This is a genomic window from Exiguobacterium sp. N5 (assembly GCF_025842465.1).
Lineage (GTDB): Bacteria > Bacillota > Bacilli > Exiguobacteriales > Exiguobacteriaceae > Exiguobacterium > Exiguobacterium profundum.
Genome location: NZ_JAPAEP010000001.1, coordinates 1551467 through 1570969, shown reverse-complemented (window position 1 = coordinate 1570969; position 19503 = coordinate 1551467). Strand labels below are relative to the sequence as shown.

Annotated in this window: 19 protein-coding genes and 1 pseudogene; 8 read left to right on the top strand and 12 right to left on the bottom strand. The window is 50.7% G+C overall.

Annotated elements, in window-relative coordinates:
- Positions 1-9: 9 nt before the first annotated feature.
- The 3 genes from OKS35_RS08205 to OKS35_RS08195 are packed head-to-tail and all read right to left on the bottom strand — an operon-like array spanning position 10 to position 3173.
- Entirely contained in the window at positions 10-1110 is a 1101-nt protein-coding gene (locus tag OKS35_RS08205) for an ABC transporter permease (protein ID WP_214690563.1), read from the bottom strand.
- Positions 1097-2230 (bottom strand): ABC transporter permease, encoded by a 1134-nt coding sequence (locus OKS35_RS08200; RefSeq protein WP_264092828.1) that lies wholly within the window; start codon positions 2228-2230, stop codon positions 1097-1099. The genes OKS35_RS08205 and OKS35_RS08200 overlap by 14 nt, the downstream gene beginning before the upstream one ends.
- Positions 2231-2240: 10 nt before the next feature.
- Positions 2241-3173 (bottom strand): ATP-binding cassette domain-containing protein, encoded by a 933-nt coding sequence (locus tag OKS35_RS08195; RefSeq protein ID WP_264092826.1) that lies wholly within the window; start codon positions 3171-3173, stop codon positions 2241-2243.
- A gap of 144 nt (positions 3174-3317) precedes the next feature.
- Between OKS35_RS08195 and OKS35_RS08190 the strand changes: the two genes are divergently transcribed.
- Positions 3318-3716, top strand: coding sequence for a hypothetical protein (locus tag OKS35_RS08190; RefSeq protein ID WP_159562802.1), 399 nt, complete (start codon positions 3318-3320; stop codon positions 3714-3716).
- A gap of 84 nt (positions 3717-3800) precedes the next feature.
- Here the strand turns inward: OKS35_RS08190 and OKS35_RS08185 are convergent, their stop codons facing one another.
- The 8 genes from OKS35_RS08185 to OKS35_RS08150 all read right to left on the bottom strand — a co-directional run bounded on the left by OKS35_RS08185 (position 3801) and on the right by OKS35_RS08150 (position 11955).
- A complete protein-coding gene (locus OKS35_RS08185) occupies positions 3801-4700 on the bottom strand; it encodes a CAP domain-containing protein (RefSeq protein ID WP_264092825.1) in 900 nt (299 codons plus the stop codon).
- Between the two features lie 110 nt (positions 4701-4810).
- Positions 4811-6025 carry a DUF1343 domain-containing protein gene (locus OKS35_RS08180; RefSeq protein ID WP_264093068.1) on the bottom strand — a complete coding sequence of 405 codons (1215 nt, stop codon included), beginning with the start codon at positions 6023-6025 and terminating at the stop codon, positions 4811-4813.
- Positions 6026-6226: 201 nt separating this feature from the next.
- On the bottom strand, positions 6227-7984 hold the full coding sequence (locus OKS35_RS08175) for a C39 family peptidase (protein WP_264092824.1): 1758 nt from the start codon (positions 7982-7984) through the stop codon (positions 6227-6229).
- 92 nt (positions 7985-8076) lie between these two features.
- The gene (locus OKS35_RS08170) at positions 8077-8835 is read right to left on the bottom strand and encodes an ABC transporter permease (protein ID WP_214690569.1); all 759 of its coding nucleotides are present in this window, start codon (positions 8833-8835) and stop codon (positions 8077-8079) included.
- On the bottom strand, positions 8835-9683 hold the full coding sequence (locus OKS35_RS08165) for an ABC transporter ATP-binding protein (protein ID WP_159562797.1): 849 nt from the start codon (positions 9681-9683) through the stop codon (positions 8835-8837). The genes OKS35_RS08170 and OKS35_RS08165 overlap by 1 nt, the downstream gene beginning before the upstream one ends.
- Positions 9680-9886 carry a PLD nuclease N-terminal domain-containing protein gene (locus tag OKS35_RS08160; protein ID WP_012727079.1) on the bottom strand — a complete coding sequence of 69 codons (207 nt, stop codon included), beginning with the start codon at positions 9884-9886 and terminating at the stop codon, positions 9680-9682. The genes OKS35_RS08165 and OKS35_RS08160 overlap by 4 nt, the downstream gene beginning before the upstream one ends.
- 112 nt (positions 9887-9998) lie before the next feature.
- Complete coding sequence (locus OKS35_RS08155; protein ID WP_047794988.1) at positions 9999-10412, bottom strand: universal stress protein; 414 nt, start codon at positions 10410-10412, stop codon at positions 9999-10001.
- 70 nt (positions 10413-10482) lie between these two features.
- Positions 10483-11955, bottom strand: a complete 1473-nt coding sequence (locus OKS35_RS08150) for a SulP family inorganic anion transporter (protein ID WP_215244178.1) — start codon at positions 11953-11955, stop codon at positions 10483-10485.
- 233 nt (positions 11956-12188) lie between these two features.
- Between OKS35_RS08150 and OKS35_RS08145 the strand changes: the two genes are divergently transcribed.
- The 7 genes from OKS35_RS08145 (at position 12189) to OKS35_RS08115 (ending at position 18549) form a co-directional block, all read left to right on the top strand.
- Entirely contained in the window at positions 12189-12506 is a 318-nt protein-coding gene (locus OKS35_RS08145; RefSeq protein ID WP_012727076.1) for an ArsR/SmtB family transcription factor, read from the top strand.
- Between the two features lie 13 nt (positions 12507-12519).
- Positions 12520-12879, top strand: coding sequence for an arsenite efflux transporter metallochaperone ArsD (arsD, locus tag OKS35_RS08140; protein WP_214690570.1), 360 nt, complete (start codon positions 12520-12522; stop codon positions 12877-12879).
- 12 nt (positions 12880-12891) lie between these two features.
- Positions 12892-14649 (top strand): arsenical pump-driving ATPase, encoded by a 1758-nt coding sequence (gene arsA / locus OKS35_RS08135; RefSeq protein ID WP_264092822.1) that lies wholly within the window; start codon positions 12892-12894, stop codon positions 14647-14649.
- On the top strand, positions 14646-14924 hold the full coding sequence (locus OKS35_RS08130) for a Fe-S cluster assembly protein HesB (RefSeq protein ID WP_074036072.1): 279 nt from the start codon (positions 14646-14648) through the stop codon (positions 14922-14924). Before arsA ends, OKS35_RS08130 begins: the two co-directional genes overlap by 4 nt.
- Before the next feature lie 32 nt (positions 14925-14956).
- A complete protein-coding gene (locus OKS35_RS08125; RefSeq protein ID WP_264092821.1) occupies positions 14957-16243 on the top strand; it encodes an arsenic transporter in 1287 nt (428 codons plus the stop codon).
- A 14-nt stretch (positions 16244-16257) separates the two neighbouring features.
- Complete coding sequence (locus OKS35_RS08120) at positions 16258-17916, top strand: FAD-dependent oxidoreductase (RefSeq protein ID WP_264092820.1); 1659 nt, start codon at positions 16258-16260, stop codon at positions 17914-17916.
- A 63-nt stretch (positions 17917-17979) separates the two neighbouring features.
- Entirely contained in the window at positions 17980-18549 is a 570-nt protein-coding gene (locus OKS35_RS08115; protein ID WP_264092819.1) for a hypothetical protein, read from the top strand.
- Positions 18550-18573: 24 nt separating this feature from the next.
- Here OKS35_RS08115 and OKS35_RS08110 read toward each other — a convergent pair.
- A pseudogene (locus OKS35_RS08110) lies at positions 18574-19392 on the bottom strand (GGDEF domain-containing protein).
- Between the last annotated feature and the right edge of the window lie 111 nt (positions 19393-19503).

Genomic DNA, 19503 nt, shown 5'->3' with positions numbered 1-19503 from the left:
GCTTTTGTATTAGACGGTTAGGGGTCGTTTCTTCAACACGAGGATGGTGAGGAGGAAGACGACTCCGGTCATGCCAATCATGACAAGGATGGAGGGATACGGGAACTGACCCTCATACATCGTGATGACACCGTTATTCAACCAATAGGTCGGCAGGAAACGACCGACAAGTTTCAATGAATCCGGCAACCAGAGCAGGCTGATGAACGCCCCGCCGGTGATGGCGGATGCCATCGTAACCGAGATTTGAAAGATGTTCGCCTTCTCCCGATTCGTCGCAAACACGGCGATGAGACCACCGAGGGCTAGACAGACGAGCAGATAGGAAGAAAACAAGGCGAATACGGTCGGGAGATGTGTCCATACATCCTGACCGTATAAAGCGAGGCTCACGCCAATCAACAGCATCACGTAGATGAAGCCGACGAGATAAAAGGCTAGTAGCAGGGAGGCGAAGTAACGCCTTGGTGTCACCGGTGAGGCGAACAACCGCGCATAGATCTTCTCGTCCCGATCATCCGCGACAAACATAGGAATGAACTGGAGAAAGGTCGACATCATGATGAACGACAACAGACCGAAGAAGGCCTGTGTTCGGGCGGTCGTGGCGACACTTTCCTGAAACGGTTCACTTGAAAGTGTGTAACCGTTCGACGTCTCTTTTGACGCAAGCTGTTCGAACGTCGCTTTATCGTAGCCGCTCGCTTCGAGCAGTTGGCGTTCGCGGGACAGATGACCGTTCAGTGCCTGCTCGATCAACGAGGCATCACTCCCGGCGATTGCAGAGAAGGAAGGGCGAGGCATCTCTCCTGTGAACGCCTGTTTCGTGAAGTCATCAGGAATGATGAGGACGATATCTTCTCCTTCTAACAAGACATCATCCGTGTTCGACTCGAGCAACGTGACCCGACCAAACCGTTCGGCCTCGTCAATGAGGCGTTCGGCGAGAAGTCCACCGTCCCGGTCGACAATCCCGATGGATGCGTTCAAACTGGACGTTCCACCGACGAAGGAGAGGATGAGCGCGAAACCGAACATCGACACGAAGGTGAACACCCACAGCCCTTTCTTTCGAAGCATCCGTTTGGCCACATGTCTAATGAGAACCATGACGCTTCACCCCTTTCGAGAGAATGTAGCTGAATGCGATCAAGATGAGGAGATGAATCCCGAGCAATCCGAGACTTTGCCAATACAGATTGATGTCACCTTCACGTAGGAGGACGGCTAGCATCCCGTCCCGCATAAAAATCGGCATGAACACGTAGGCAGCCCACGGCGCATAGTTCAGCGTCACTTGGTCAAAACCGGGGACATAGCCACCGGATAAGATCATGAGGATGGCGACGAAGCCGTTGACGATCGCATCCTTTGTCGTCGCGCTCAACTTCGGCAAGTTGACAATCAGAAATCCGATGGCGACCCCGTACGCGGTCAAGGCGAGCCAAGACAGAATCAGATAGCCGAACTGTACGTTCGCCAAGTCGAATGTGCGATAGACGAAGTGGCTGAACCAAAACAAGAGGATAAGCTGCAACAAGATGATGACGTAGCGACTGAACGTCCGCGCAAGTCGATATTGAACCGTTCGGACTGGGGCCGCTTGGATGCGTAAGTAACTGCCTGTATTCGGCTGCTCTTCTCGTGCCATCGATGTGATATAAAACGACCCGAACAATGCCGTCATGATTGAAATCGTGACGGTGAAATACTCGAGCGAGGTCGGGGTACGTCCCGCCAAGTCGACACTTTCCGTATCGAGCCAAGCCTCATTCACATATGGGGCCGACACGCCTGCTTCCGCGAGCGTGATCTGTTGATTGGCGATGGCCGTATACTGACCGAGGATGGCATCGAGGACGTCGAACTCGACCGTCGTCGGTTCCTCATAGAAGAGTGTGATGTCAGGTCCATCGAGTTGCAAGATGACATCGGCATCGCCATCGTTCACACCTTGTTCGGCAGATTGGAGGTCAACGTATGGGACAAGTCGGATGAAGGCTTGAATGTCTTCCTCTTTTAAAAAAGCCTCGAGCGGCTCTCGATACTGGTCGGTCGACGATTCGACGTAGGCGACGTTCGTGACCGGAAGTTTGAACGTGTCACTGAAGACGGCCGACAGCATCGTCCCGAGTCCAAAGATGAGGATGAGCGGAAAGATGAGCATCCAAAAGAGGGTGGCACGATCACGAAGCCGCTGTTTCACATCATATTTGATGAAAGTCCACATGACGTCCCTCCTATTCCCGGAGCGTCTTCCCCGTCAATGCCAAAAAGACGGTATTGAGGGAAGGGCGGTCGACCGTGATGGAGGTGAAGTGGACGCGTTCTTGATGGAGTGTCTCAAGGAGCGGAGCAAGCGGCGTGTCTTTGTCTAACGACACCTCGATATACGGTTCTTCATACTCTACTTTTTGAACGTGTTCGAGTGCGTCGAGACGTTCGAGCAAATTTGGTGTGAGCGCATCGACTTTGATCCGGGCCGTCTCGAGTGTCATGACACGGTCTTTCAATTCGTCCTGTGTTCCTTCTGCGATGATCCTTCCTTCATCAACGATGGCGATTCGGTCGCAGAGGAGTTCGACTTCTTCCATGTAATGAGATGTATAGATGATGGTGGCACCGCGGCGATTCAGTTCGCGGATGTTCTCTAAAATGGCATTTCGCGACTGCGGGTCGATGGCGACGGTCGGTTCATCCATGAAGATGAGTTCGGGTTCATGGACGATGCCACAGGCGATATTGAGGCGACGGAGGAGACCGCCGGACAGTTCGGGCGGACGTTTCTTTTGATGGGCATCGAGTTCGACGAAGTGGAGCGCGGCCTCGGTCTTTTGTTTCGCTTCTTTCGGACTGAATCCATACAGCTCCGCAAAAAATTGGATGTTCTCATAGACGGTCAGCTGGTCATAGACGGAGACGTGTTGCGGCACGATCCCGACGCGGCGTTTGATGGCCAGTTCGTCTTTTGGCATCGCTTTTCCAAAAATGTGAATCGAACCGGCGTCCGCCTCGTACAGATTCAACATGACCGAAATGGCGGTCGTCTTCCCGGCACCATTCGGTCCGAGCAACCCGAAGAGTTCGCCTTCTTCCACTTTCAGAGTGAGGTCGTTCAAGGCAATCGTATCCCCGAACCGTTTCGTGACATGGTCGAGCGAGATAATGGACATCGTAATACTCCTTTCTCATGTGAAATGTTTCTCGTTCTACACAAAGGTGTTCGAGGATTGTCACGAATTTACCTGTCCGGAACACTTGAAATGTGTAATAATCTAATTATTCAGATAATTATAGTGTTGAAATGAGGGGTTTGGATGAAAGGATGGCAATTCAATAAACAAGAAGGGGCATTGTTCCCGGACGAAATCGTGCTTTCTGCGTTTTGTACAGTCGAACCGAAACGAATGGATTCGACACTCCCGTTCTATTATGATGAGTCGATTTTTCGTTTCACGAATAAGCATGGGGAGACGTTCTACTTTAAAATATCACCGAGCTATCACGAGTTTGAAATCAATATCAAAGGTGGGGACGGGGAGCTCGTATATTATCAACTGCTCCGCACCGTCAGCAAGGTCGAGATTTTAGAAGACCGGCGAGACCACGCAGAGTTATTGATCGTCCTAGCTGAAGATCGAAAGCGGACCGTGACGTCAATCGAATTGACCGTCCGACCGCGTTTTCGTGTGCTCGTGAAAGAGCATGAGATATAGGAGTGTCAGGTTCAAGAGCGGATGCGAATCCGCTTTTTTAATTGGCGAAAAAAAGACAGCCACGACGTGACTGTCCTTCAGCGGTTATTTTGTCAAAAAGATTTGGACATGGATGGTCGACCCTTGGGCATCGGTCGCTTTACCGATCCCGAGATGCGTATAATTCGCATTCAAGATATTCGCGCGATGACCGCTGCTGTTCATCCACGCATCGACCGCCCGGACTGGGTCGCTCGATCCTTTATAGATGTTCTCCCCCCAGCCCCGATACGAGACACTGTAAGCGTCTAACGTGTCCCCTGGTGTACCGTTCTCCTTGAGCGTGTGCGAGAATTGACCCGTACGCGCCATCTCATCGGCACGGACTTGGGCGACACGATTCGCCTCACTCGAAGCGGCGAGAAGAGAGAGACCGGCAGCCTTCCGTTCTTTGTTTGTCTCGGTCAACACGTTGACGGGCGACGTGAAACTGACATGATGGGCGAGGATGTACCCAGTGTATGAACCGTAGCGCACCTTGTACCATCGTGATGTACCGGTATAGCGATATGACACGGTCTCAAGTTCTGTACCCTGCCGGACGAACTTGACGTTCGAAGAGGTCGTGAGCGGACGTGATTTTAAATAAACGCTCGACGGTTTGACGTACGTCGGTTTCGTAAATTTCACCTCGGCAGTGGACAAGCGGACATACTTGGCGGGCAGATAAGCGTAGCCGCTGCCCCATTGAATCTTATACCAGCGCACACCGTCCAATTGGAACGATGTCCGGACACGCATCGAACCGTCTCGTGGGATGAGTGCAAGTCGTTTCGCGCTCAAAGAAGGCGACTGCCGGACATTGAGTTGACTAATGTTGGTCACGTAACCGGTCGTGTTGATCGACGTCTCATAATATGCTTGGACGCGGTTGATAGAGAAGGGCGACCCGATCACACTGAGTGTCAGAATGATGGTGAGTAGTAGAGAGATATGCTTCTTCAATGGAATCGACTCCTTTTGTGGGACTCCCTATATTCTATATCGTTTGGGTGATTTTTGGTTTTACCATTTCATTACAAAAAGGATGGACTCTTCGTGAGCCCATCCTTGCTTCATTTATACAGCAAATACTCTTTTCGAATCGGGAGGAAGGCGTCCCGCTCGTCCTCGATTTTCGTCAGGATGTCTTCAAGCGGAGCTCCTTCGAGAATCATATCTTTCACGTAGGCGTTTCCTGTCAATTTCGTGATGAAGTCATTCGCTAAAAACTCGAAGTCGTCCGGATACATGTCATGAGCCGTTTGAATCATCGCAATCCCAGTTCTTGTCGATTCGAATCGAGCTGGATCAGTGACATAGACCTCAACCCCGTGCGTCAGTTTGCCCGCGTGTTTTGAGAACGTCGGCGTGAACGAGGCAGCCCGGAAAGCGACACCTGGCAAGTCGAGCCCGTTCAGCTCATTCGCATATTCATGCGCTTTTATATACGGCGCGCCGATCAGCTGAAACGGTTTCGTCGTCCCGCGCCCCTCGGATAAGTTCGTTCCTTCAAACAATCCGGTCGCAGGGTAAACATTGACCGTGTCGGTCGTCGGCATGTTCGGGGACGGCATGACGAACGGGAGTCCCGTGTTCTCATACATCATCGAACGCTTCCAACCTTTCATTTTTACGACTTCAAGGTCGGCTTGAATCTGATACTCGGTGTTGAACAGTCGCGCGAGTTCACCGACGGTCATCCCATGCTTTAGCGGAATCGGATAGAGACCGATGAAACTGGAGTAATCCGGGTCGAGCACCGGACCGTCAACGCGAAGCCCGCCTTGCGGGTTCGGACGGTCGAGGACGACAAACGGAATCCCGTTCTCGGCAGCGGCTTCCATCGCATACGCCATCGTATAGATATACGTATAGTAGCGTGTCCCGACGTCTTGGATGTCAAAGACGAGCACGTCGACATCTTGTAGCATCTCAGGAGTCGGTTTCTTCGTGGCACCATATAGGCTATATACAGGCAACCCCGTCACGTCATCGATATAGGAGCTGACCGTCGATCCGGCTTGGGCATCTCCCCGAACGCCATGCTCTGGTCCGTACAATGCCGTCAACTCGAAGTCGTCGGACTGGTCAAATAGGTCGACGATACTCGTTCTCTCCGCGTTGATCCCGGTCGGATTCGTGATTAGTCCGACCCGTTTTCCTTTCAAGATTTCCGGGTTTTCCATCAATCGGTCGACCTCGAGTTCGACCTTTGGTTTTTTCGGTTCAGACTTCGCATCGGCATCCAACCAGACGATGGAAGTCGTGAGAATCGTCAACGCAGCCATACCACCCAACCACTTTTTCATTAGAAACTCCTCCTTCGATTCATGTAAGCGCTTCAATTTCTTAACAGGAGTGTACCATTCAGAAATTTAATTTCAATATTTAATCATAAAAATAGGAATTTATATTTCTTAATTTCGTACTTTTCTCCTAATCGAACATAAAAAAACGTGTCCTTCGATGAAAGACACGTTCCTTTTTACTCATCTGACCGCGAGCGCTTTCCATCCCGTCACGCTCATAACGGCGCTCACTTTTGACTTAGGGATGACCAAGCGACCGCGATATGGGTCGTTGATATACAAGTTTGACTTGTCATAGCCGGTTGCCAACATGACATGATAGTTAACGTAGCCGGTGAACTTCTTGTTCGAAGCGGTATACCAGTTGAAGTAGCCGTATGGTTTGTTGAAGTCGACACTCGCCCAGACGATGACCGGGTTGCCCATCGACAGTTCGCGTTCGATCGAGCCGAGCCCTTGATTGGACAAGTCTTTCACAGGACGATACTTACTGGCGAATCCGATCATGCCTTTTGGATAAATCCCATAGTTCTTATATTTTCCGAGCGTCCCTTTCGGATCTCCTGTGAACATGACGTTCGGGTCGACCCAGCGATAGAGACGGTTCTCATAGCGAGCGTTCCACATACTCTTTGGCATCTCGTTATATAAGGTCGAGGCGCTGACGGCACGCCCTTTTTCTTCAAGTGCCATTTTGAGAGAGAAGAACTCGCAGCCTGACGGATACCCCATCGGGAACTGACGATAGAGCGGGACGCTCATCTTATAGACGGACAGTGCCTGAGAATAGGCACCACGCGCATCGAATGAGGCGTTTCCGACACGACGGTTTTGATACATCTTTCCGTATGTATCAAAGTAATACCACTTGCCGTCGATGGCTTGCCAATCCGTCTTTTTCGTCAAGACCGGAGCATAATACTCGTACTGGGTCGTATATTTCCATCCTTTCTCCGGCACACCGGTCGAATGGAAGTGATACGTCTTTCCATCTAATCGGAATTTCCCTTGCAGGCGGTATCCGTAAGTCGGGTGGAATCCGACCTTCTTCCCATCGACCGTTTGAAATCCGTACTCACGACGTCCATATGGGTCGAATGAATAGACGCGTGCATTCAATGTGTGGACACCTTCTAGTCGGTAGCCATAGGTCGGATGGAAGCCGTACATAACACCATTTATCTGTTGAAGGCCATACTTACGATCGCCGTATTTTCCGAACAGGTAGTGACGATTGTTAATCCGATGCAACCCTTCGAGGCGATACCCATAGTAGGGATGAAATCCATACACTTTTTCACCGATTCGGGTGAGACCTTGTCGACGAACCCCGTCAGTCCCGAAATAATAGCGTCGTGTGCCGATCGTCTGCCATCCGGTCGCCATCTTTCCTTGCTCCATCAAATAATGTTTCTTGCCGTCAATCGTGTACATGCCTGTACGAATGGTCCCGTCTGGGAAGAAATAATGTTTGGCGTCACCAAACTGTTGCCATCCCGAGAGTCGGACCCCGTCCTCGTTGAAGTAATATCGTTTGCCTTCGATTGTCTGGAAGCCGGTGACGGCTTGACCGGTTTCGTCGTAATAATAGACGAGACCATCGCGTTCTTGCCATCCGGTGAGTAGCTTCCCGTTCTCGTCAAATGTGTATGTCGTGCCGTCGACCGCATGGGGACCCGTGATGAGTCGACCGTCTGTCTCAAAATAATATGTAGCACCTTCGATTTCCTGCCAACCTGTGATGAGGGTACCATCTTCATTCAGATAGTACGTATGACCCTCGATTACTTGCCACCCTGTCAACACCGTCCCGTCACTCGATGTATAGACGATGCCATCCTCCGTCTGTTGGAATGAACCCTCAGCGGACGCGAACTGTGGACTCGTCCACACTGCACCGATTAACAGACCGATGCCGACCCTTCTTTTCCATGTCATTCATGTGACCTCCTCTGTATGCATACAGAAGAGATACCCATATTTATCCAAGATGAAGCTGTGGCAAATGAATCATTTGTAAGGTCAGACGTTTACGCCGTATGACTCATGAACCGAAGTCGTTTCGACGCCATATACAGGGATAGGATGACGACAACGGTTCCGGTCACAATCGGCCACACGAGATTCACTTCTGTCAAGAACACCTGACTCGATAGTGGACCGAGCATCCATGGCATCCAATCGAGGTCGACCCAGCCGATGAGGAGCGACATGACGAAATGAAGACCGAGCGTCAAGACGACCGCAACGACACCGCTCTCGATCATCGCAGCGAGGAGAATGAAGATGGAGAGCTGAACGACAAAATGAAAGACAAGAAGTGCTGTAGATATGAGAAATGCGGTTACATCAAACGCCTCGAAAAGAATAACCGTATAGTAAGCGGCCGCTAATTGGGCGAGTACGAGACCACCGACCGTCAATAGGACGTAATGTGCCCATTTACTGATAACGATGCGAGACGTCGGGATTTGTAACGACTTGAGCCAAGCGAGCGTTCCGTTCGTCCGCTCATGACTAAACGTATGCATCGCCGACAACAAGACGACGAGAAGACCGATTTGGCGAAGCTGTTCACTGACTGAAATCAACACTTCTTCTGGTGTCGGTGTCGGGAGATCAATCACGGCGCCGTCCGGTAAATTGCCACCGGAAGCGAGGATATCTGGTAGGAAATAGAGCGTGAGCGGTTGCATCGAGGCAAGGAGCATGAGCACGATTGGGATCCAAATGAGTCGTTTGTTCGACCATGACTCTCGCCATTCCTGTTTAAAGATTGCGGTACGCATCAGGCGTTCACCTCCAAGAATAAAGATTCGAGTGACGGGTGCCCGACGTGTAGTGATTGGATGATGAGATTCCGTTCCAGGATGCGCCGCAAAATCGCCCGTTCGGCGAGATTCCGGTCCGTTGACTCAAACGTCCACGTCGAACCACGTTTGGTTGTTCGGGTCACGCCTTCTAACTGCGTCCAGTCTGCATCGGTCGTCCCATCGTCAAAGAGACGTAGCTCAATGGTCGACTTCGAACCGAGCAGGTCGGTCACGGTTCCTTCCATGAGCAATTTGCCTTGTCGAAGCAGGAGCACCCAGTCACTTGCCTCTTCGGCATCCGGCAGGACGTGCGTCGAGTACAGGATCATTCGCTCTCGTTTCAAGTCACTTAATAGATCGAGTACTTCTCGTCGACCGCGTGGGTCGAGTGCCGAGACCGGTTCATCGAGCAGTAAGAGTTCCGGGTCATGGACGAGCGCTTGGGCGATCCCGAGACGCTGTCGCATCCCTCCCGATAAGTTCGCTGCCGGCCGGTCGACCGGTTCGAGCCCGACTCGTTTCAATAGTTGAATCGGCTCGACGTGTTTGGTCCCCGTCAATTCAGCGGCATACCGAATCGTCTCGACAGGAGTCAACGATGGATAGAGGGCAGGGCGCTGAGGCAAATAGCCGATCCGAATACGTTCGTGTCCGGTCATATCGCCACTTGTCGGTTCGGTGACGCGGGCGAGCAAGTTCAAAAGCGTCGTCTTCCCGGCACCGTTTTCTCCAAGGAGGGACGTGCAACCCGGTCGTAATTCGAAACTGACATCATCGAGCGCCGTGAAGGAGCCGAATCGCTTCGTTACATGTGTGATTTTCATCGCGGAGTCCGTCCCCATAAGAAGTATACGATTGGGCCGAGTATGTTGATGAAGACGATGACGAGAAGCCATACCCATTTCGGGCCATTCGTCATGTCGCGTTTGAACAAGTCAATCAAGGCGACGACGAGCAGGATGAGTTGCAAAATCAAAACAGGTAGTAAGATGAGAAAAAGTGTATTCGGGTCATTTGCGATGTCCATCGCGAGAACCTCCTTTTGAATTAGCTGTCTTTAAAACATTCTACATGAACGGTATGTCCCCTGTATGTGACACAAAAAATCCCCATCTCACGACGGAGATGGGGACGATGCATCATTTCACGATAATGACAGGAGCGAGAGCTCGTTTGGCCAGTTTATGACTCACGCTACCGAGCACGAACTCTTGGAACGTGTTCAATCCACGTGATCCGACGACAACGTATTCATATGGCTCATGGTTCGCATATTTGACGAGCTCGACGTCCGGCTCCCCACGAAGTTCGATGTATTCGTAGGCAATGCCTTCTGCTTCCGTCAAATCGAACAGTGGCTTGAGCATCTGCTTTCGCTTCGTCTCCAAGTCGATTTTCCCTGTCGAATTGAGGGCCGCTTCTTTCGATTCCTTTGCACTGATGACGTGCACGATATCAATCGATGCATTTGACGCCTTTGCGAGCTGAATCGCTTTTTCTAGCGCACGTTTCGAGTGGGCAGAACCATCTGCCGCTAAAAATACCTTTCCCATGAAAAACTCCTCCTCTTTCGCACGTTCTACTTTTAGTATAGGTGATTTGGCGAAACGGGGAAATGATGAATCAGTGCCCTGCGTTCGCGTCTTGTTGCTTCAAGTGAAGGGCGAGCGTGTTGAGCAGTTTTTCCGAGTCTTTGTTCAAGTTGAGCAGTTCCGGTTCGATTCCGACTTCCCGATATTTGAAGATGACCTTATCGATTGCCCCGATGGCAGAGTCGTCCCAAAGATGCGTGTTCGCAAAGTCGATGGTGACTGTTTGGATACCGGCTTCAGCATCCTCTGTCACATCGAACTGATTGACGAATTCAGATGTCGAGGCGAAGAAGAGCTGACCGTTCACCATGTAATGAGCCTTGTCGGCATCGATCTTTCGCTCGAGATCGATTTTTGAGATTTTAGCAGCGAAGAGAATTGCTGCTGTCAAAATCCCGGCGAGTACACCGAGTGACAAATCATGTGTGACGACGGTGACGAGTACGGTGACGAGCATGACGACCGTATCCGATTTTTGGGCGGTACGCATCGCTTTGAGCGAACCCCAGTCAAACGTCGCATAGGAGACGAAGAACATGACCCCGACGAGCGCGCCGACCGGAATCAGCATGAGCACGTCGCTGATTGTCATGATCATGACGAAGAGCGCGAGACCGGCTGTAAGTGTCGACAGACGTCCACGAGCACCCGATGAGACATTGATGACCGATTGCCCAATCATCGCACATCCTGGCATCCCACCGAAGAACCCAGCAATGATGTTCGAAATCCCTTGTCCGCGCGATTCACGGTTTTTGTTTGAGTCCGTTCCTGTCATATCGTCAACGATTTGTGCCGTCAAGAGCGACTCGATCAATCCGACGAATGCGAGGGAAATCGAGTAAGGAAGAATGATCAACAACGTTTCAAACGTCAACGGGACGTTCGGGAATAAAAATTCCGGGAGTGTTGCTGAGATTGTTCCCATGTCTCCGATATTTTTCGTATCGAGACCGAGTGTGATGGCTAAAATCGTCATGACGACGATGGCGACAAGTGGTGCAGGGATGGCTTTTGTGACTCGCGGAAATAAGAAGATAATGGCGAGTGACGCGGCGACGATTGCCCAGATGATCCAGCTTTCCCCTTCAAAGTTGGATAGTTGCGCTTGAAAAATCAGAATGGCAAGCGCATTGACAAAGCCAACCATGACGGCGCGTGGAATGAACTTCATTAAGCGGGCGATGCCGAGATAACCGAGTACGATTTGAATGACACCCGTTAGAATCCCAGCGGCCAGCAAATATTGAAGACCATGGTCGGCGACGAGTGAGACGATGACGAGCGCCATCGCACCGGTCGCAGCCGAAATCATCGCAGGGCGACCGCCTGCGATTGAAATCACCATGGCGATGATGAACGAAGCATAGAGCCCGACCATCGGGTTGACGCCAGCGATGAGTGAGAACGCGATCGCCTCAGGGATGAGGGCGAGAGCGACAACAATCCCCGCAAGGACGTCTGCTCGGACGTTACCGAGCCAGTCTTGTTTGATTGTATTCATTTTTTCCAAGAAGAACACACCTCTCTTTATATTTTGACTTTGATCTTCGAGTCTCACGAAGATCAAATGCCACATTATATGAAAGGAAATGTTCCAACGTTACGTGTTTTCACAACGTGTTTCATCATAACGGATTTTTTTTGAAATGACAATTGAATGAAGTTGAAAAGTATGGTAATTTCATAACGGATACGTTATATAACAATTAGGTTATACAGAAAGGGGAAGTGGAAATGTACACTGCAGAAGAATTAAGCAAAGTACTCAAGGTGCTCGGTGATCCGACTCGATTGACCATGCTGAAACAGATGGAAGCGGGAGAACAGTGTGCGTGTAGTTTCGTCGACTGTTTTGACATCTCACAGCCGGCAATCAGCCGTCATTTGAAGATGTTGCGTCAGGCTGGACTGTTATTAGAGCGCCGAGACAAACAATGGATCCACTATCGATTGAATGAGACGAGCCCTTTTTATGGGATTGTCGTCGATTTGCTCGACAAGATTGAGACAATCGATGTGAGTTGCGACTGTGACACCGAATGTGCAATTTAAGGAGGAGTCAACGATGAAACTTGAAGTGTTTGAACCGGCAATGTGCTGTCCAACAGGATTATGTGGTCCATCCATCGATCCAGAACTGACGCGAGTGGCGACAATTCACTACGTGTTAAAACAGCGAGGCTTCGATGTTGCTCGTTATAATCTGGCATCGGAACCGAATCGATTCGTTGAAAATGTCAAGGTGCAAGCTGAAATTGCAAATGGGCTCGAGATGCTACCGCTCACAGTAGTTGATGGAAAAATCGTAAAACGGGGTGCCTATTTAACAGATGAAGAAATTGCGGAGTTGACGGGACTACCAGTTGACGCATTTGCCAAGAAAGATGGAGAAAAGCCGAAAGTTCGCATCTCACTGAAGAAATAAGGAGATATGCTCATGAAGACATTTGATTTTCATACGATTGAACCGACCCGTTATGTGTTCTTGACTGGGAAAGGTGGCGTCGGGAAGACATCGACGGCGTCAAGCCTCGCCCTGACGCTCGCCGACCGAGGCAAGCGTGTCTTACTCGTTTCGACCGACCCGGCCAGTAATTTACAAGACGTGTTTGAGATGGAACTCGATGAGACGCCGCGCCTCGTTCCGGAAACAAAGCTTGCCATCGCCAACTTCGATCCCGAAGAAGCGGCAAAACAATATATGGAGCGCATGGTCGGACCTTATCGAGGTGTATTACCGGACGTGGCCATTCAGTCGATGGAAGAGCAATTATCCGGTGCCTGTACGGTTGAGATTGCGGCATTCGACCAATTTACGGACTTGTTGACGTCCGTGTCAGCCCGTGAGACGTACGATCACGTCATCTTTGACACGGCACCGACCGGTCATACGTTGCGCCTACTCACCTTGCCGCGTGCATGGGATGAATTTTTGGAGACGAACACGACTGGTGCATCTTGCCTCGGTCCGCTTGCCGGTTTAGCTGACAAACAAATGCAGTACAAAAAGGCAGTTGAGACGCTCACTGATGGTAAAGAGACGACACTGCTTCTCGTTGCCCGTCCCGAAACATCCACACTCATCGAAGCGGAGCGTGCCGCGACCGAACTTCGCGCCATCGGCATCGAGCGAATGCAGCTCATCGTCAACGGTCTTATCCAACAGGATGAAGGGGCAGACCGATACATGAAGCGGCTCATCGAGAGTCAGCAACAAGCACTCCGTGAACTTCCTGAAGGAATAACTGACCTCGAGGCATTCAAACTTCCATATGCTTACGAAAATCTGATCGGTGTCTCTGCACTTCGGCGCTTTGTGAACGGAGAGACGGTCACTGTCGCAGATGCATGTTATGATTCGAGTCGTTACGGGTCACTTGATCGACTCGTTGATGAGATTGAGGCGGACGGTCCAAGTGTCATCATGACGATGGGGAAAGGTGGCGTCGGGAAGACGACACTCGCTTCGCTGATTGCGGTCGCGCTTCATGAAAGAGGGCACTCTGTTCATTTGACGACGACGGATCCGGCCGCACATGTCGCTTTCACGATTGGGACAAACATTGCAGATACGTTCACGGTCGATGCCATTGACCCGAAAGTTGAAATTGAGAGGTATCGACAGGATGTGTTCAAGGAAGCAGGGGACCTGAATGAAGAGCAACGTATGATGCTCGAGGAGGACCTGCGTTCGCCGTGCACCGAAGAAATCGCCGTTTTCCGTGCCTTTGCGAACCAGGTGGCGAAAGCGAAAGACCGTTTCGTCGTCATCGATACGGCACCGACCGGACACACGCTTCTTCTGTTAGATGCGACCGAGAGTTATCATCGCGAACTCGAACGCTCGACTGGCGTTGTCCCGGAAGCAGTCCGAGATTTGTTGCCGAAATTACGTGATCCGAAACAAACGCACGTCATCATCACGACCTTGCCTGAAGCGACGCCGGTATATGAAGCTGAACGACTCGTAGCAGATTTGAATCGGGCTAAGATTCTACCGTTCGCTTGGGTCGTTAATCAATCGTTCACGCCACTCGATGTCACGAGCAAACTATTGACCGCGAAAGTCGCGAATGAAGTCCTATGGCTCGAACGTGTGAACAGCTATCGGCGTCCGACGATACTCGCCTGGCAAGAACATTTGCCAGTCGGATATTCCGCGTTATCCCAACTATTGAAGGAGGAAGTGAAATGAACATCACGAATGAAGCCATCGATTACTTAAAAACAGCGCTAGAGGAGGAGCAGACAAAATCGGTCCGCATCATCACGGAGGCCGGTTGCTGTGGACCGACACTAGGTTTGGCCGTAGCGACACCGGAAGCGACCGATGAGGTGAAGCACTTCGACGATCTTACGTTTGCCGTGGCGAACGAAGCTACAGCGTTGTCCGCAAACGTCACGCTCGACGTTGAATCAACAGAAGAGGGAATGACACTCGTATTGCACGGTTTGCAGCCGAGTTGCTAAAAAATAAATAGAGATTATTGGAGGATTACATTGTGCAGTGGATTGCTAGTTTAATTTTTCTTGTGACGCTTTTCCTCATCATCAAGCAACCGAAAGGCCTCGGCATCGGTTACTCGGCGATGGGGATGGCTGTCATCGCTCTCGTTTCGGGCGTCGTCAATCTTGATGACGTCGGAACGGTATGGGGCATCATTTGGAACGCGACGTTCACCTTTATCGCAATCATCATCATTTCACTCATTTTAGATGAGATTGGATTCTTTGAATGGGCCGCTTTACACATGGCGCGAATCGCCAAAGGTGGCGGGGTGAAACTCTTCGTTTATATCACGTTACTCGGTGCCCTCGTCGCAGCATTGTTTGCGAACGACGGGGCGGCGCTCATCTTGACGCCAATCGTTTTAGCGATGGTCCGGGCTCTCAAACTACCGGACACGGTCGTCTTGGCATACGTTATGGCATCGGGATTCATCGCCGATACGGCAAGTCTTCCATTCATCGTCTCGAACCTCGTCAACATTGTCTCAGCCGACTTCTTTGGTATCGGGTTCGCCGAGTACGCCGCGCGGATGGTGTTCGTGAACGTGTTCGCGGTCGCGGGGAGTCTGCTCGTGTTGTACCTTTATTTCAAAAAAGATATCCCGAAACAGTATGACGCCTCACAGTTGGCTGAACCTTCGTCCGTCATTAAAGATCATACGGTGTTCCGCTTATCCTGGATTGTACTCGGTTTACTGGTCATCGGGTACTTCACGAGTGATTTAGTCGAGATCACCGTTTCGCTCGTCGCGGGTGTAATCGCCTTGTTCTTCCTCGTGATGGCTAACCGCTCGTCAGCGGTCCAGACGATGCAAGTCATCAAAGGTGCACCGTGGGCCATCGTCTTCTTCTCGCTCGGGATGTATATTGTCGTCTACGGTTTACAAAATGCCGGACTCACTCAAGTATTGGCGAACTTTATCGATTGGTTCGCGGTTAACAGCTTCAGTGCCACGTTCGGGATGGGCTTTTTGGCCGCCATCTTGTCATCGGTCATGAACAATATGCCGACCGTCATGATTGATGCGCTCGCCATCGACTTGACGCATACGACCGGACAGGTTCGGGAAGCGTTAATCTATGCGAACGTCATTGGTTCCGATCTCGGTCCAAAGATTACCCCGATTGGGTCGCTAGCGACGCTTCTATGGCTCCACGTCCTTCGTACGAAAGGCCTCAAAATCGGATGGGGACAGTACTTTAAAGTCGGGATCATCTTGACGATTCCGACATTGGCTATCACGTTGCTCGGCCTATACATCAGCTTATTACTTTATTGAGGAGTGGATTATATATGAAACTAGTCATCATCGGTTCAGTCGCTGCAGGGACATCGGTTGCGGCGAAAGCGCGTCGGAACAACGAAGACGCACAAATCACGATTTACGATCGAGATTACGATATCTCGTACTCTGGTTGTGGGATTCCTTACTACGTTGGCGGAGAAGTCGAGTCACGTGACGATTTGACACCGCGCGATGCGGCCTTCTTCAAGAAGCGCTACAACATCGACGTGATGACGCGTCATAATGTGACGTCAGTCGACAAAGACACGAAGACGGTGACGGTTGAAAACTTAGAGACGGGTGACACGTTCACGGACTCATATGATGTCCTCGTCCTTGCGACGGGTGCGTCGAGCATCATCCCACCGATTCCAGGGGTGAAGTCGGACAACGTCTTCCCGATTCGAAACATCCAACATGCGGAGGCGACACGCTCCTTCGTCGATTCGACAGACCCGAAACATGCGACAATCATCGGAGCCGGCTTCATCGGTCTAGAGATGGCGGAACAGTTGAAGCTTCGTGGTGTGGACGTGACCATCATCGAACGTGTACCGCAAGTGATGCCACCACTCGACAAGGATATGGCGTGTCGCGTTGAGGAACACCTCGAGAAGAACGGAATCGAGCTCATGCTCGGAGAGACCGTGACAGAACTTGTCGGTGACGGACACGTTGAACGGGTCGTCACGGAGAGTGGGAAGACGATTGAGACCGACCTCGTCATCTTGTCTGTCGGAGTCCGTCCGAACGTCGAGCTCGCCATGAACATGGGAGTCAAACTAGGTGAAACGGGTGCGATCGCCGTCAATGAGCGGATGGAGACGAACATCCCAGACGTCTATGCGGCAGGAGACGTCGCGGAGAGTTTCTCGATCGTGACAGGGAAACCGATTTGGCGTCCACTTGGTTCGACAGCGAACAAGATGGGGCGGACCGCCGGGGACGTCATCACGGGCGGTCACCTCGAACATCGGGGCATCCTCGGAACGGGCATCTTCAAAGTGTTCGGACTTGCCGTCGCACAGACGGGTCTCGCCGAAAAAGAAGCACGCGAACTCGGATACGATATCGAGGTACTTCATAACACGAAACCGGATAAGCCTGCCTATATGGGTGGAAAAGATATGACGATTAAAGCGGTCGCCGATCGTGCGACGCGTCAACTGCTCGGTGTCCAAATCGTTGGATTTGAAGGAGTCGACAAACGAATCGACGTCTTCGTCACGGCCATCACCCTTAAGGCGAAAGTGGACGACTTGTTCCATCTCGACCTCGCCTACGCACCACCGTTCTCGACGACGAAAGACCCGGTCATGTATACGGGGATGGTGCTTTCGAACAGTATCGACAAGGCGGCTCGACTCATCACGCCGGCCGAACTTCAGGCACGAATCGATGCCGGGGAAGACATGCAAATCATCGATACGCGGAAAGCAGCACAGTTCGAGAAGGCGTGTGTCGATTGTGCGGTCAACGTCCCACTCGGTAACCTTCGGGAAGCGGCGAAAAACATGGACAAGGACAAACCGACCGTTGTTTACTGTAACGGAGGCGTGACGGGCAACGCGGCACAGAACGTGCTCCGTAACCTCGGATTCACCGATGTGTACAACTTGTCAGGTGGAAATAAGAATTATCAGTTGTTCAAAAAATACGGGAACTAAGCAAGACGACGTCCGCAACTGCCGGACGTCGTCTTTTGATATGCTGTACGTGAGGTGAAGTCGATGGATTATAAGATGTTACATGAGAAGTTTGAGCGACGGAAGCAGTGGCTCATTTTTGACAAAGAAGAAGTCGTCCGTCGTGTCATGGTGCGCTACAAGGCAAGGATAATCCCGAAGACGGACATCATGGACTTGGTGAACGACGATCAACTGTCCTATGAACATATCTTTTGTTGCTTAACGATTGATGACCCAAGAACGCTCGATAAAGTCTTCACGGCGAAAGAGCGACAAGACCATCAGTGGGAGATTGATGACAATGCGAGACGCGGGATGAGATACAAGTACAAAGACGAGGCACATCGACTTTACAACCAGTTGATCATCGATGAACAGGAAGGACGACGACTCGACATCGTCTTCGAGAGCAAAGACGGGAAGTATGTGACCGGTTTTTTGACGAGGTATATGTCTGAGCAAGTCGCCTCTTATATTTTTGCGCATGTCGGAGGTGCCAAGTTCACAGGTCTCGTCCCACGGCCACTCTTACCAGCGGATTTGACAGATGAAGAAATCAAGATGAGCTATCTTCACTATTTGGAGTCGCTCGATGAATGGAATAAACTTTGAAAAACCTCTCACAAATGTGAGAGGTCAGTTTGCTTTCTGTTGACTCCATTTGCCGATTTGATTTCGCCCGTTCCGTTTGGCGACGTAAAGACCGATGTCTGCCTTTTTGATTAGTTGAGCGGACGTGATGACCTTTCGTTCAGAAGTGCTCGATACTCCGATTGAAATGGTGACCTCAAGCATCGATCTGTCAGGTAATTGAAACGGTTATTTCGAAACTTCGGTCAAATAGCGATTCGCAATCGACATGGCTTGCGAAAGGTTGCAGTCGGCAAGTAAAACAGAGAACTCTTCTCCACCGTTTCGGCAGACCATGTCATCTGCTCGCGCGATTCCAGCGAGACGTTGACCGAGCTCGACTAAAATTGCATCACCCGCATCGTGTCCATACGTATCATTAACTGATTTGAAGTGATCGATATCGATTAACAACAACGCAATCTCGTTCGGCGACGTGAACACTTCTTCATCGACGCGTTTCATTTCCTCATCAAACTGTCTTCTATTACCTAACCCCGTTAATGTATCCGTATAAGCCGCTTCTTTATATTTTGTGATAAGACGTTCAGAGCGTTCGATTTTTCGTATGCCACCATACACGATATGCAAAAAGAAGCCTGCCGCGTAACCGATGAATAAAAACCAGATGAGTGTTATAAAATATGCACTTGGCTCCTTATAGTTCGTCATGTTGAGAATAGAGAAGAGTGCAATGAACGTAAGACTAATCATATTTACGATTCGAATATCTTGTGTCGGCTGGATCCGTTCGCGCATTCGTAAGAACAGAAATGCTGTTCCAGCTGCTACGGAATAATCTAGGAGTGTGATCAGAAGTAGCATTTCTCCGGGAACGATAAACGGAAGTAGGATAATACTCGTCACATACGTGATACGCAGACCAGATATCCCAAAGTACAAAGCAGAAATGATGAGTGGGACAAATCCATACTG